At 48.0% G+C, this 13,695-nt stretch carries 15 protein-coding genes; all 15 read left to right on the plus strand.

Annotated elements, in window-relative coordinates; genetic code table 11:
- The first annotated feature begins 2 nt into the window (after positions 1–2).
- Complete coding sequence (locus tag ACZ5ZC_RS23605; RefSeq protein WP_054867968.1) at positions 3–212, plus strand: phage head-tail joining protein; 210 nt, start codon at positions 3–5, stop codon at positions 210–212.
- Complete coding sequence (locus ACZ5ZC_RS23610) at positions 212–1,771, plus strand: phage portal protein (RefSeq protein WP_464932360.1); 1,560 nt, start codon at positions 212–214, stop codon at positions 1,769–1,771. The genes ACZ5ZC_RS23605 and ACZ5ZC_RS23610 overlap by 1 nt, the downstream gene beginning before the upstream one ends.
- On the plus strand, positions 1,764–3,116 hold the full coding sequence (locus ACZ5ZC_RS23615; RefSeq protein WP_464932361.1) for a S49 family peptidase: 1,353 nt from the start codon (positions 1,764–1,766) through the stop codon (positions 3,114–3,116). Before ACZ5ZC_RS23610 ends, ACZ5ZC_RS23615 begins: the two co-directional genes overlap by 8 nt.
- 13 nt (positions 3,117–3,129) lie before the next feature.
- Positions 3,130–3,471: a head decoration protein gene (locus ACZ5ZC_RS23620; RefSeq protein WP_054867972.1), complete on the plus strand. Its 342-nt coding sequence runs from the start codon at positions 3,130–3,132 to the stop codon at positions 3,469–3,471.
- 38 nt (positions 3,472–3,509) lie between these two features.
- Positions 3,510–4,547, plus strand: a complete 1,038-nt coding sequence (locus tag ACZ5ZC_RS23625) for a major capsid protein (protein ID WP_054867973.1) — start codon at positions 3,510–3,512, stop codon at positions 4,545–4,547.
- A 64-nt stretch (positions 4,548–4,611) separates the two neighbouring features.
- Positions 4,612–5,103, plus strand: coding sequence for a hypothetical protein (locus ACZ5ZC_RS23630; RefSeq protein WP_464932362.1), 492 nt, complete (start codon positions 4,612–4,614; stop codon positions 5,101–5,103).
- A gap of 8 nt (positions 5,104–5,111) precedes the next feature.
- Entirely contained in the window at positions 5,112–5,402 is a 291-nt protein-coding gene (locus ACZ5ZC_RS23635; RefSeq protein ID WP_054867975.1) for a head-tail joining protein, read from the plus strand.
- Positions 5,399–6,028 (plus strand): phage tail protein, encoded by a 630-nt coding sequence (locus ACZ5ZC_RS23640; RefSeq protein WP_422831641.1) that lies wholly within the window; start codon positions 5,399–5,401, stop codon positions 6,026–6,028. Before ACZ5ZC_RS23635 ends, ACZ5ZC_RS23640 begins: the two co-directional genes overlap by 4 nt.
- On the plus strand, positions 6,018–6,461 hold the full coding sequence (gene gpU / locus ACZ5ZC_RS23645) for a phage tail terminator protein (RefSeq protein WP_054867977.1): 444 nt from the start codon (positions 6,018–6,020) through the stop codon (positions 6,459–6,461). Before ACZ5ZC_RS23640 ends, gpU begins: the two co-directional genes overlap by 11 nt.
- Positions 6,462–6,463: 2 nt before the next feature.
- Positions 6,464–6,952, plus strand: coding sequence for a phage tail tube protein (locus tag ACZ5ZC_RS23650; protein ID WP_054867978.1), 489 nt, complete (start codon positions 6,464–6,466; stop codon positions 6,950–6,952).
- Entirely contained in the window at positions 6,952–7,428 is a 477-nt protein-coding gene (locus ACZ5ZC_RS23655) for a hypothetical protein (RefSeq protein WP_464932363.1), read from the plus strand. Before ACZ5ZC_RS23650 ends, ACZ5ZC_RS23655 begins: the two co-directional genes overlap by 1 nt.
- Before the next feature lie 23 nt (positions 7,429–7,451).
- Positions 7,452–7,781 carry a phage tail assembly protein T gene (locus ACZ5ZC_RS23660; RefSeq protein WP_054867979.1) on the plus strand — a complete coding sequence of 110 codons (330 nt, stop codon included), beginning with the start codon at positions 7,452–7,454 and terminating at the stop codon, positions 7,779–7,781.
- Positions 7,762–9,996 carry a hypothetical protein gene (locus tag ACZ5ZC_RS23665; protein ID WP_464932364.1) on the plus strand — a complete coding sequence of 745 codons (2,235 nt, stop codon included), beginning with the start codon at positions 7,762–7,764 and terminating at the stop codon, positions 9,994–9,996. The genes ACZ5ZC_RS23660 and ACZ5ZC_RS23665 overlap by 20 nt, the downstream gene beginning before the upstream one ends.
- 6 nt (positions 9,997–10,002) lie before the next feature.
- On the plus strand, positions 10,003–10,473 hold the full coding sequence (locus ACZ5ZC_RS23670; RefSeq protein WP_464932365.1) for a hypothetical protein: 471 nt from the start codon (positions 10,003–10,005) through the stop codon (positions 10,471–10,473).
- On the plus strand, positions 10,470–13,694 hold the full coding sequence (locus ACZ5ZC_RS23675; protein WP_464932366.1) for a hypothetical protein: 3,225 nt from the start codon (positions 10,470–10,472) through the stop codon (positions 13,692–13,694). The genes ACZ5ZC_RS23670 and ACZ5ZC_RS23675 overlap by 4 nt, the downstream gene beginning before the upstream one ends.
- Position 13,695: the final 1 nt, after the last annotated feature.

Raw genomic sequence — 13,695 nt, forward strand, 5'->3', positions numbered from 1 at the left:
AAATGACGTTACAAGAAATGCTGCAGCAAGCCGAAGCCGCTTATCACAACCTGCAGACCGGAAAAATGGCGGTATCCGTACAAAAAGGAGACCGCAAAGTCGAATACAGTCGAGCGAATATTCATGAGCTTCGCGCCTACATTGACGATTTACGCGCTCAGTTAGGAACGAATTCAGTTCGCCGTCGCCGCCCCGCAGGAGTTTCATTCTAATGATAAACACCGGACTACTGGCTGCAGATGGTCAAACACCATTAAGAGAAGCGGTGTATAGAGCTGGCGGTTCAGGGTTTGGTGGCCAGATGAGCGATTGGAACCCTCCGTCAAAATCGGTAGATGCTGCTTTCTTGCCTGTCATGAAGCAGGCCAATGCCCGAACAGATGATGTGACGCGCAATAACGGCATTGCTGCAAACGGCATCCAGCTACACAAAGACCACATTATTGGATCTGAGTTTCGCCTCAGCTACAAACCCAACTGGCTGTTGCTCGGCATCGACCCAGACAAAGGTTTTGTGCGTGAAGTCGAAGCCATCTTTCGTGATATTGCCGAAGACCCTAACTGTTTTATTGATGCAGAAGGTCGACGAACCTTCACCATGATGATGCGAGAGGGCATAGAGACACACGCTCACACTGGCGAAATCATGGCAAAGCCGGAATGGATAGACAGACGCCACTCTCACTTTTCAACCTGCATTCGCATGGTCGCCCCTCGAAAGGTGAACAACCCGAACTACATGATGGACAAACCCCATCAGCGTGGCGGGATGCGATTCAACCGTCACGGAGAAGCCATTTCCTACTTCATTGAAGAAGGAGCCGATAACTTTGGCTCGCCAAAGACATGGCGGGAAGTGCCGAAGCGTCTGCGCTCGGGACGAATGGGATTCTTGCACATCTTCGAACCATCAGAAGGTGGACAATGCCGCGGCGTGAATAAGTTCTTGTCGTGTTTAGAGCAATTGAAAATGCTCGACACCCTACAGAACACCACGCTGCAGCGTGCGATCGTCAATGCGATGTACGCAGCAAGTATCGAGTCAGAACTTGGTAGCGACCAGGCGATGGAATTCCTTTTCGGTGCGAACCAACAAAACGGCAGCATTGAAAAGATGCTCTTAGCCTACGGTGACTACTACGCCAGCAACGAAGTTAAGTTCAACGGCGTCAAACTGCCTCACTTAATGCCTGGTGACAAAATCAATCTGCACAGCGCAGGTAACGCCGATAACGGTTTTGCAGCCCTAGAACAGTCGATCATTCGTTACGTTGCCGCTGGGTTAGGCGTGGATTACGCGCAGCTGTCGCGTAATTACTCGCAAATGTCTTACAGCACCATTCGTGCTTCGCACAACGACTCATGGCGCTATTTCATGGGTCGACGAAAAATCATTGCCAACCGATTTGCCAACCAAATCTTTGCATTGATGTTCGAAGAAATGATCCTGCGTGGCTACATCAAACTGCCAAGCAAAGCGCGATTCAACTTCTATGAACGCCGAAACGCTTGGACCAAGTGTGACTGGATTGGCTCTGGCCGACTCGCCATTGATGGATTGAAAGAAGTCAAAGAAGCGGTGCTTCGCATTGACTCCGGTCTTTCGACTTACGAGAAAGAGCTCGCGCTACTCGGTGAAGACTATCAAGAAATCTTTGATCAACAGTTGGCAGAAATGGAAGAGCGCAAAACGAAAGGTTTACCACCACCAAGCTGGATGAAGCTGCAAGCGTTAGCACCGGATAACCCAAGTGAGACACCAAATGAATAACTTACAACATTTGATCAGCAATACATTCAACAGGCCGCTCGCCTTAGAAGCTGGTTACGCTCGGGTATTCTTCTCGGCGCTCAGCCAACGTCTAGGCAATGTGGTCCAGCTTACGGATACCGATGGGCAGGTCCTCCGAGAGAACGACATGAAAAAAGTCGCCACAGGCTTTTCTCGTTCTCGAAGTAGCGACCGAAGTTATCAGGTTGTCGATGGCATCGCCATTATTCCCATTGACGGCACATTGGTTCACAAATATGGCTACGTAAAGCCCATCTCAGGTATGACAGGTTATGACGGCATCATGCACCGCCTAACAGAAGCCATTTCTGATCCAGAAGTGAAGGGTGCTTTGTTAGACATGGATACCCCAGGCGGCATGGTCGCAGGTTGTTTTGACTTAGCTGACAAAATCGCAGAGATGCGAAAAATCAAGCCTATCTGGTCCCTTGGTTACGACATGCACTGCAGTGCCGGACAAATGATTGCGAGTGCGTGTTCAAGGCGCCTCATTACCCAAACAGGCGTCGCAGGTTCCGTGGGCGTGATTATGGCTCACACCAACATCGAGAAGATGCTCGATCAGCAAGGAGTGGAAATCACTCTTGTCACGGCTGGTGACCATAAAGCCGATGGCAACCCTTACCAGTCTCTGCCGAAAGAGGTGCGAGAAAAATGGCAATCCGAAGCAGAGAGCACACGCCAAATGTTTGCAGGTAAAGCCGCCGAATACATGGGCGTCGACATTCAAACCATTCTATCGACTGAGGCTCAGGTCTACGAAGGCCAATCCGCAGTCGATGTTGGCTTCGCTAACGAAGTCGTCAACGGTCTTGATGCGGTTCAGATCATGGCTGAACAGTTCAAGAAAAAACTAACCACTTTTGATATGGGAGCCGCTATGACGGTGCAAGCAGAACAACAACCAGTCGCAACGGGAGAGCAAGGTGGCCAGCAGCAAGCTGCTGCTCCAGCGACTCCACAAAACCAAGCTGAAGAACAGCAACCAACTCAAGAACACCCTCAAGCCAGTGCGCAAAGTGATGAGTCCACGGACCCAGCAACGAAAGAACGTGAGCGCTGCATGGGCATCATTGGCCTAGAAGAAGCGAAAGGGCGAGAAGCCTTAGCGCATCAGCTTGCCAGCAACCCAAAAATTAGCGTCGATGAAGCCAAAGCCATGCTTGCTTCAGTCCCTGTTAGTGCCGCTGCAACCAATGATTCGGCATTGATGGCTCTGGCAGAAGAACATGGTGACCCGCTTGGTGATGATGTCGGTTCCGGTGATGTCACCGAAGAACAAAAGAACATCAAAGCGCTAGCTTCTTCATTCACACGTACCTAACAAGGAAACGAGCATGTTTGAACAAACAGAATACACACCCGATGAGCTATTGATTAGCGCACCGGTAACGGCGCGAGCCACCATCAAAACGGGCGTATCTTTTCCAGCCCGAACGCCATTAATGGTGGATGCAACCGACACGGCCACATTAGTGGCGTGGGACGGTACCGCTGGCAAAGCCATCGCCATTTCGGCTCGTGATGTTGCCAACACAGGCAGTGACCAAGAATCGACGGTTTACCTGCAAGGTGGCTTCCGCATCGGTTTTGTTCTCTGGCCAGAGACCGTGACAACCAACAAGCAAAAACGCGCTGCTTTCCTTGGCAGTCCTATTTTCGTAGACGACGAATACTAATTCGTCGTTTTCTTTGAATTCAGTAAAAAGAGCTTCTTATGTCTGATAATTACACCACTCGCGAACTGCTTGGAGCCATTCAAGAAGCAGGGATTCGCCGCGATAACTTCTTCATGCGCTTCTTCTTCCGTGAGATGTACACCTTCGCCACGGAAAAAGTCGACCTAGACATGATCCCGAATAAAACCAAGATTGCCGCTTTCTGCTCACCGATGATTGGTGCAGCCGTGGATCGCAACCAAGGTTTTAAAACCTCAAGCTTCAAACCTGCATACGTGAAGTCCAAGCATGCAGTTACCGCTAACCAAAGCGTAAAACGTCGCCCAGGTGAGCCAATCACAGGCGCGATGTCTGCAGGCGAACGTCAAAACGCGATTGTGATGCAAAACCTGGACATCGAAGAGCAAGCGGTTCGTGATCGTGAAGAACTGATGTGTGCTGAGATGATCTACGACGGTAAAACCGTGATCGACAGCCCTTACATTGAAACGCCTTACGAAATTGATGCAGGCCGAAATGCGGACAACATGGTCACACTTCTCTCGGCAGCTCAGTGGGCGAATCAAGACTTCGACACTTACGACATTGTTGGTGACATTGAGACGTGGTCGGCGCTTTCTGAAGGTCTGACTAACGCCATTATTACCGACCCTAAAACGTGGGCGTTGATGCGCAAGTTCAAGAAGTTCAATGATGCGCTGGAAACACGTCGTGGTTCTAACTCTCAGCTTGAAACGGCACTAAAAGATCTAGGTAAAACGGTCAGCGTCAAAGGCAACCTGGGTGATGTCACCATCATCGTGGTGGATGAAGAGTACATCGACCGTGACGGTACAACCAAGAAAGTCCAACGCGACTTCACGTTGATTCTGGCTCATACCGAACTGCGCGGTGCGCGTCTGTACGGTCAGATTCAAGATCTATCCGCTCAGCGTGAAGGATTTGATGAAGCAGAGCGTTACGTCAAAGACTGGACCGAAAATGGTGACCCAGAAATTCGCTACACCAAAACCGAAGCTGCACCTGCTATGTATCTCATCGACGTCAACAAAGTGGTTGTCGTTAAAGTCGGTTAATCCTGATCATCACTAACTAAAAGCAAAATGGGTCCACGGACCCATTTTTACTTTGGAGCCAATCATGAGCAAGAAAGAGAACCTGCAAAAGCAAATTGATGACCTATGTAAAGAACTGGGCATCACTGAGTCTCATTACACCAGTAAAACCACGGAAGCTCAGTTAAACAACATCATTGATGAACTCGAAGCCAAGCTTCCTGGTGGGGATGAATCTGAAGATGAAGAACTGTCGCAAACGCAAGGAAATGACACTGACGATACTGCCGGTGATCAAATCGCAAAAGCCTCGATTCAAACTGCCGAAAAATCGGAAGTGCTTGTCGGTGCCGCCATTGAGCTGCCAGACGGTGCCACTGTCCTAGAAGATGGTGAGCCGCCAGAAGTTATCTCGGATGAAAAAGACAATGTACAAGTTTTTGTTCACAAGCCGTTTCAGTGTGTGCAAGGCAACAAGACCGTACTTCTAAAAAAAGGCGAGAAACCGTTTTTAGATGAAGAAACCGCGATGGAAGCGGTAGATGCAGGTCTGGCTCACTTCATCGCAACGATGTAAGGCCATTTATGTTTGATAACGAATTCGACCAGTTAATGGAAGAGGTTGATAACACGGTTTCTGAAGCGTTTGGTGTCTGGGTGAAAGTCAATGGTGGAGAACCTATCAAAGCCATTTATGACGAATCCCTAAACCAGTTTGACGCTATGGCAGGCATCGCTCGCAAGCTGACATTTAAGAAAGCAGATAATGTCAGACCGAAGAAGGGAACGACAATCGAGTTCGTTTCCTCGGGTAGAACGCTTACTGTCACCAGTGGCCCCTATCCAGAAGACGGAAATATTGTGGTGATTCTATGAGTAATCTTGATCGGGAGTTAGCGCAGGCAGTAAAGAACCTTTCTGCGCTACAAACCAGTGCCGTCCCCAAAGCCAGTGCCATGGCCATCAACCGCGTTGCGACTCGTGCTGTCTCTCGGTCAGTCAAAGACACCGCGAAAGCTGTTCGAATCAAGCAGAAAGTTATTCGCCCTCGTGCGTCGGTAAAAAAAGCCACCGGAAAAATGCCAGTGGCGTATGTTCGAGTTCGCCGATTTGATGTGCCTGCAATCTCAATCGACACGGCTAGAACCCAAATTCGGCGTAAGCGAGGGCAACTCCAAATCAGTCGAGTCAACCGAGGCCGTAATGGGCGCTACCAAAAGCGAGAGATTGCAGGAAACACAGCCATCGTCGTGGGTAGACATCGCTTTGACAACGCCTTCTTGCAGAAGTTGAAGAATGGTCGCTGGCACATCATGCAGCGAACCTCCGACGCGAGATACCCAATCAAGGTGTGCAAAGTGCCGATAGTGAACGAAATCACTAAGGCATTCAAAAAGCACAGTGATGAGTTGATCAGAACCGATATGAAAAAGGAACTGGCTAGCGCGATGCAGCAGCAAGTGCGATTAGTTATACGCAGAGAGGTTGGTCGTGGAAATTAACAACATCATTAGAGAGCAAATCTGCTCTGATCTAAAAGCAGGCTTAGTTGATGAAGCTGGTGGCCCAATGGTCGCCACTTTTTTTAATGGCCAGCCAACGTTTATCAGCGTCCCTGAATTTGAAAATGATGAATCTGATATCCCCGCTGTTTCTGTCTCTGTTTCTGAAGGCCAAAGCGTTGATGAAGATTTCGAAGAGATTACATGGCGCTCCATCCTGACCATCAGAATCTACCTGGTTGCAGATAACAACACCGATAAAGAGCTTGATGCACTAGGCGAAAAGGTTCTTTCGGTCATCACCAAACACTACACCGCCAACGGACTTCTTGACCTTTGTAATCGTCACTCGTTTGAGTATGCGCGAGACGAAGAGCAGCCATGGGGAACGCTGGATTTAGCATTTAACATTGAATACACCGAAGAGGTTTAATCATGTCAGACCCAACTTTACCAATCAAAGGAGCTGGTACCTCGTTCTGGCGTTTGAAAGACACGGCTGAACTCCTGACTTCAGCCGATTATCTTGACGACACCAAATGGGACAAGATAGGCGGCATCCGAGAAATTCAACCGGGTGAAATCACCGTCGAAGATGAAGAAGACAATTACCTGGACGATCCTGATGCAGATTGGGCGAAAACATCGCCTGGTCAAAAATCAGCGGGTGAAACCAATGTGACTTTGGTTTGGAAGCCAGGTGAAACTGGTCAGCAACAACTTGTTGATGATGTGGAAAACGGCACGATTACCGAGTACCGCACCAAGTTCCCTAATGGCACAGTCGATGCCTATTCTGGTTACATCAACTCACTGGGTAAAGCGGTGACGATTAAAGAGAAGATCACTCGCACCGTTAAAATCAAAAATGTTGGCAAGCCGAAACTAGCCGAAATGATTTTGGCTGAGCAAGCAGGAGCTTAATGATGACACTGAGTTTTTTGAAAACGAAAGATGTTCCAATTGACGATTTAAATGTCACCATCACGCAACTGTCTGGCTTAGAACGGCTGGATTTTATGGACTACTGCTCAGAAATTCCTGAACCAGACCGACCAGCGAAACCTGAAGAAACTGCCAGCGAGACTGAGCAAGAAAACTACCTGATTGAGTTGAACAAGTACACGCAGAAGTGGTTCCGCATTAACTTTCTTGTTCAAGCCCGTTTGGTGGCGTATGGCTATCGCGAAGGTGTTCAAGACATCGACGAGCGACATAACCAGATCATGTCTATGATGACGCCAGCACAGGTAGAAACGCTTCATCATGCCATTGCATCGTTCTCAGGCCTGCCAGTACCAGAACCAGAGCAGGACGAAACTACAACGGAAGGCTCTGATACTTCGACCACTTCTACCGAAGACACCACCACTCAGGAACCGGTTGACCCAAAAGTTTAATTCGGGCTGAGATTGAGTTTGCCATGGACCTTGCCCGAGAGTTCGGGCAAGTCTGTTGGCGAACCCTGCTGGCTTCCATTAGTGGCCAAGCAGTCGTGGAGTGGCGTAAATATTTCTCTAAACATGGATTTAAGCACCAGATGGACAATTGGCGCTTTGCCGTGTCCTGTTCATCAAACTGGAATGTCACGGCCATGGCCGCAGGGTGTAAGGACGAGAGTATTTACAAAAGCTACCAAGACTTCATGCCAACCTCAAAACCACCCGAAGAATCCAAAGAATACACCGACGAAGAGCTGATGGCGTTAAGCGAATCGGCAGGAGGAGTTCGCCTTGAGTGCCCAGATAGCTGATTTTAATATTCGCTTCAATACTGAAACCGCCAAGTTTCAGAAAGATGTGGATTACGCCAAAAAAATGCTGCGCGGCTACACCAAAGAAGCCAAAGCGGCCAATGATTCAAACGTTTCCTTAGGACGCTCACTTGAACAAACGGCAGACCGCGCTAAAAGTGCAGGGCGTGTCGTACTGGATGCAGCCGGTTACGTGTCTGCGGGTATTGGTGCCGTCACAGGTGCCACCGCTTATCTCATTACCCAGCAAGCGCAGCAAGCGCGTGAAATTGAGAAGATGGCCACCGTTGCTCAGGTATCGGTCCAGCAAATACAAGCCTTGGCGTATGCCTCTGAGCAATACAATATCAGCGGCGAAAGCATGGCTGATATTCTCAAGGATGTGAACGATAAGCTCGGTGACTTTACTGAAAATGAAGGCGGAGAATTTGCCGACTTCATGACGAACATTGCTCCGACTGTCGGCCTAACCATCGATCAACTGCAGAAGCTTTCTGGTCCTGAAGCGTTAGTCGCGGTAAAAGCGGCAATGGACGAAGCTAACGTTCCAATGAAGAGCCAGATATTCTATCTGGAGAGTATTGCCAACGATGCCTCGGCATTAATGCCTCTGCTGGATAACCAAGGCAAAAAGCTCTACGAGTTAACCAAAAAGTACGACGATTTGAACGTCTCCATGTCGGAATACGACATCGAGAAATTCAAAGAGATGGACCAGAAGCTCACAGATGTTGGCCTTAAGATCCAACGCTCTTTTGCAAACGGCGTACTAGGTGCCAGTGAGCAAATTGATTGGGTTACTAAAAAGTTAACCATAGCTATCGACTTTTGGAGTACCAAATTAGATAGCATGAGTGACGACCCAAAAACCGCTAGTGGTATTCTTAAGAAAAAGCATGATGCTCAGGATGATGCACGAACTGTAAGAATTGAGTTAGAAAGAGCACAAAAAGCTTTAGAGAACTTGCAGGCAACAGAAAAGAGCGCCGAGGGAAACATAGAAGTTAAAGCTCATTTGGCTAACTCGCGATTTAGCGAAAAAGTAGAAAAAGCTGAAACTAAAGTAAAAAGACTTAAGCAAGAATATGCGGCGTTATTGGAAACGGTAGATAAATACCATCGCCAATATGAAGATGACGTTCTAGGTTTCAATAGAGATGGTAAAAGTGACAAGCCAAAATACCCAGAACAACCTCCAATTCGACCGTTAAAAGACGATCCTAGCGTCGGCAAAGCGCAAGACTCTGGTGCTGCTCGCCTTGCATCGCTCGATATGCAGTATGCCGATGAACGAGGAAAACTCCTACTGGCGCATCAGCAACGCTTGGTTGACATCGAAGAAATGCAGGTATCCGAACAAGAACTGCAGCGTCGTGGCTTTGATACTTTAGAGGCGTTAAAAACAGAGTACCGCGAGCGAGAAAAAGAGTTTTATAAAACGGCTGAAATAGAGCGTAAAACTCAAGAAGATGACGCTTTAGAGGCTTCAATCGAGTCGTTTGCTCGCAGTGAAGAAGCGAAGACTGAAAAAGCAAAAATAGAAGCGGAGAAACGCGCTTACCGTGAAGAGCGTTTGATGCAAGAGCGTGTCAGAGGCGTCAGCAATTTCATGGGGCAAATTTCTCAGTTGCAAAACAGTGAGAACAAAAATGCGGCTCGAATCGGTAAAACCGCTGCCCGTTTCCAAATCATGCTTAACGCATACGAATCCGCATCATCGGCCTATAAAGCATTAGTTGGTATCCCTTATGTTGGTCCGGGTCTTGCCGCTGCCGCTGCAGGCACGGCTATGGGTTTTGGTATTTCTATGGCCAGCAAGGTCGATTCAATGTCGAACATGGCGCACAACGGTATCTCCGAAGTGCCAATGCTGGGTGGTCGAACGGAATCTGATTGGACGCTAAAAGCAGGTGAGCGTGTTTATACCAATCAGTCCGCGAATCAAATTGACCAAATGTATAACGCCATTATGGCCATGCATCAACAACCTTTTGCCGCTAATGACCCAAGTCGTGCTATCTCGAAAGCCGCCATGGTTGGTGGTGGTCGCAACATCGTAAACATTTACGGTGCGCCAGAAGGTACCAAGGTACAAGAGCGACAAGGTGAAAACGGCGAAAACTTCACGGATGTCTTTTTGGAAGATCTCGATTCAGACGGGCCAATGTCTCAGGGCATTACTCAATACTTTGATGCAAAACGAGTGGGGGTGTAACGGGTTATGATGATGTATCCAAGTAATCTGCCTTACCCTCAGTTTCCAGAGCAGGGCATTAAGCAACAGCCGAACCGCATCTCAAGTGAAATGTCCACCGGACGGACTCGTGACCGAAGGCGGCATATCACCGTCCCTGCCGAAGAAACGCTGGTATTTCGGATGCCAAAGGACAAAGCCGCCGCCTTTTTAGGCTGGGTAGAACATGCTCTGAATGGCGGTATTCGCTGGTTTCAATTAAACCAGAGAACCGAGCTGGGCGTGGTCCCCATCCAAATAAAAATGAAGTCCCACCCATTAGAAAACGCCAAATCCAAAGGAGGGCGTTTTTTTTATTCCGTCAAATGTGAAATTCGCCAGTACCCAATTCAGAGCGAAGCAATCACCGTCGGCCAAATGTTAGCCCCACATACCCTTGTGGAGTTCGTGGAAGGTGCTGACATGAGCCGCTATTACACAGAGAGCTGGAAGCAATGACAGAGAGCAATAACTTTTTTGAGCTGATTGAATGGCTGCAGAAGAACATCGATTGGTTGAACCTCGTTCTCATTGGTGGTGAAGCCGACAGTGCCCTAATTGATGGGGTAGAAAAGCCATCGATAGACAAGCGATTTGCTGACCGATTTGCGGCTTTGCAGGCCATGGTTCAAGGACGAAGCGCTTTTGAAACAAGATCGGCTTTAGATGCGTCTGGAGCACCACCACCGGAAAAGCCACTGGCAGAGGTTTGGAACGACCCGTCCGTTACCAATAACGGTTTGTATGGCTATACAGGTGGCGTTTGGATAAAAAGTCCTTACGATTCACTGACTGCCATTACCCAAGCGTTATCTGCTGTGGAAGGTTTTTTGGATGGTCATATTTCACGCTGGGAATATATCGATGCTGAGACCGTAAAAATATTCCTAGATGAACCCGTATATTTTAAAGTTAAGGGCTCCAAAACAGGTCGATTACCTTACCCGTTGGCATTTGAATTACCTCGCCTGTCAGTCGCCTATGTGGACGATAATATTCGTGACCCAGACACCAATTATTTATTGTTGCAGATTGTCAGTCATGCTGATTGGGCCGCGCTTACGCCGTCAGTGACACGCCGAGTGGTCGCTTCCAATGAATACAATGGCGTGTGGAGCTCTGAGCTTAATATAAGCACATTTGACGAGGCGATGAGCGAAGCGATTCAAATGGGTATCAACCTAACTGACGTAAAGCTAGCCAGTGGCGGTGCCTTGGATTTTTATTTCGGTGATGGAAAAACGGACATCGATTTTGCTGCATTCAAAGGCGCGCAGGGAACTACCGCAAACATCCCTGCCTTTACCACAAATGGTAAATACACGCTTGAACCTAATTACGGCTTATATTTTGACTTTGGGAAAGCGATAGGAACCGACTCGTTTACCATAGAAAAAACACAGAATGTCATATACAGCGGTATCAATGGACCTCGTGCATTTGTTCGCGGCACGAAGGTGCTTTTGCTTGCAGGTACCACCGTTGAAAATGGAACTGTTCCGAGGTTTTACGGCAAGCTGGCCGATCAAGCGTATGCAATTTGGGCATCAAAGGCGAAGATTAATCCTATCAAATCGCATGCATTAACCGCTGAATTGCCTTTAACGGCAGGCATTAAAACAAAATTTATCGGTCCACATGATGTTGAATTTACGGTACCTGCTTTTTGTTATGCTAGTTTCCCTGTAAACCCAGATGACCCAGAATCTGGACATTCTGTATCTCGAACCAACCAGGAACACAAGGTAACCGCAGGTGAAAACCAAATTGTCTTCTTTGACTCTCGCCAAAAGGATGCTGAAACCAATACGTATTTAGTGCCGCAGGTCATGGCCGCTTCGGATTATTCAAGACAACCCGATGAAATGGTTTATCGAAAAGTGTTGGGTTGGACGCGATCTAGTGGCTGGCATGGTGTCACAGGCAACATGACCGAAGACTTAGAAAAGAAAATTTGTTTATCTCATGATGTATCACTGGCAGATGTAAAAACAGGCACATCTCGTGATGGTTTAACAACTTACGCCCTTTTTATTCAACCTTCTCCAGGTAGTCTTTGGCATGCTTACACTGGCTATTCGATGGAATACGTTGAGTGGTCGGATACCATCAAGGCAGAAATCGCGTCTGCAGGATATATTGAACTTAAAGAAAACCAAGGCATTATTTGTGATTTTGCAAATAAAAATGCCTCTGGTCGCGTCGTTGCTTATAAGGTTGATGAATTTTCAACAGGATCTTTAGGCCGTAATGATGGTGGCTGGTTGTTGCTTGGTTATCGCCGAACCAACAGTCGAGATGTGTTTTACGGACAACTGAAAGATACGCCGCGTCAATTTTTAAATGAAAACGTTCGTCCCTACTATGCGCAAATGGATCGCGTGGCATTCTCTCAGGGGAACACTCTGCCAACGTGGAACAAAGACGCACTGGAGTTAACATGGCCAGACCCTTTGTTGCTCCTGTCGCCGTGGCGTGATGAAACAGGGTATCGACGCCATCGCGTTAGAATTGCTCCTGGTACGATTTCGTTTCCTTCAGACAACTATTATGTTGCCTGGATTAATAAAGAGGATTTAACGGCTGCCGACGATCCAGAAGGCGCGCCAGCTTCAAAGATTAAAATCGGCCGTTACTACGAAGCGGACGGATGGCAAGGCGCAGCGAACGTGGTTGTTCTGGGTTATTGTTCCTATGGCAATTTTACCCGAGTCGCTTTCCCGCCGACATTGGGCACGTTGGAGTATCCAGAGCTCGGTGGCAGTGCGTCAAACACGCTGCCAGACGTAGTCATTGATGTTCAAGAGCCAACCAGCGACTTAAAGCGTGTGCTTGTTAATATTCGTGATGATGCGAGTGATAAGGGACGTTATGTCTGCTGGCGCTTCGAGCGTCTGACGAGTATTGACGCTGAAGCAGGCCATAACTCTGATGTGTGGCATATACAACGCGCTTATGTTGTTGGTGCTGATTTATCCACGACAATCAAAGAGGTCATCACAGGCGGTGAAAATGAAACGGCCATTAAAGAATCGGGCAAGGCCGATTTTGTTGGCGGTACCGCACATGGCGATGAAATTGCACAATGGATAAACATGCAGCTCGATGGTACCGAAATTGACCCAACGGTTGCGGGGCGACACATCGGAAAAGTGTTCCGTGTTCAGCAGCATTCTCAAGGTTATGAAGAAGGTACGCAGGCGCAAACGGAATGGTTTAAGGCTTGGAAAACTTGGGAGTTTTCCATTGATGGCGTTGAAATCACTCAGCATCTTGAATTCCAGCGTGATGCGATTGTGTCAGACTGGTACAACTGTTTTTTGTGTATCGCTCGCAATGAGGATGAAAACGATCTGGCGACCACGGCACAATTTGGTGCTGTCGAACCTTACTACCAAAAAGAGGACTTAAGGTCACGAACTAGGGCGCGTGTGGAATACCCAAGCCCACGAAAGGCCATTTCATATGGTGGTGGCGTGAGTTTTTCCGTTGAATTTTTGGAAGGGTACGGGCCGCAAGACCCTGACAACATCACGTTCGACCCAACGGAAAATTACATGTTTTTCCAAGTAGGCGGCGGGAACTATAACAAAATGTATTTCAAGCAGGGTTTTACCAATGTATTAACGGGAGCCAAAACATTCACCCGTTACCGCTATAAAGTGAACTCGGATTTATAAT

The organism is Vibrio sp. JCM 18905, from assembly GCF_055393305.1.

Bases quoted from the DNA above. Each gene is read 5' to 3' on its own strand.
- ACZ5ZC_RS23605 (WP_054867968.1), top strand. From the start codon at position 3: ATGACGTTACAAGAAATGCTGCAGCAAGCCGAAGCCGCTTATCACAAC.
- ACZ5ZC_RS23610 (WP_464932360.1), top strand. From the start codon at position 212: ATGATAAACACCGGACTACTGGCTGCAGATGGTCAAACACCATTAAGA.
- ACZ5ZC_RS23615 (WP_464932361.1), top strand. From the start codon at position 1,764: ATGAATAACTTACAACATTTGATCAGCAATACATTCAACAGGCCGCTC.
- ACZ5ZC_RS23620 (WP_054867972.1), top strand. From the start codon at position 3,130: ATGTTTGAACAAACAGAATACACACCCGATGAGCTATTGATTAGCGCA.
- ACZ5ZC_RS23625 (WP_054867973.1), top strand. From the start codon at position 3,510: ATGTCTGATAATTACACCACTCGCGAACTGCTTGGAGCCATTCAAGAA.
- ACZ5ZC_RS23630 (WP_464932362.1), top strand. From the start codon at position 4,612: ATGAGCAAGAAAGAGAACCTGCAAAAGCAAATTGATGACCTATGTAAA.
- ACZ5ZC_RS23635 (WP_054867975.1), top strand. From the start codon at position 5,112: ATGTTTGATAACGAATTCGACCAGTTAATGGAAGAGGTTGATAACACG.
- ACZ5ZC_RS23640 (WP_422831641.1), top strand. From the start codon at position 5,399: ATGAGTAATCTTGATCGGGAGTTAGCGCAGGCAGTAAAGAACCTTTCT.
- ACZ5ZC_RS23650 (WP_054867978.1), top strand. From the start codon at position 6,464: ATGTCAGACCCAACTTTACCAATCAAAGGAGCTGGTACCTCGTTCTGG.
- ACZ5ZC_RS23655 (WP_464932363.1), top strand. From the start codon at position 6,952: ATGATGACACTGAGTTTTTTGAAAACGAAAGATGTTCCAATTGACGAT.
- ACZ5ZC_RS23660 (WP_054867979.1), top strand. From the start codon at position 7,452: ATGGACCTTGCCCGAGAGTTCGGGCAAGTCTGTTGGCGAACCCTGCTG.
- ACZ5ZC_RS23670 (WP_464932365.1), top strand. From the start codon at position 10,003: ATGATGATGTATCCAAGTAATCTGCCTTACCCTCAGTTTCCAGAGCAG.
- ACZ5ZC_RS23675 (WP_464932366.1), top strand. From the start codon at position 10,470: ATGACAGAGAGCAATAACTTTTTTGAGCTGATTGAATGGCTGCAGAAG.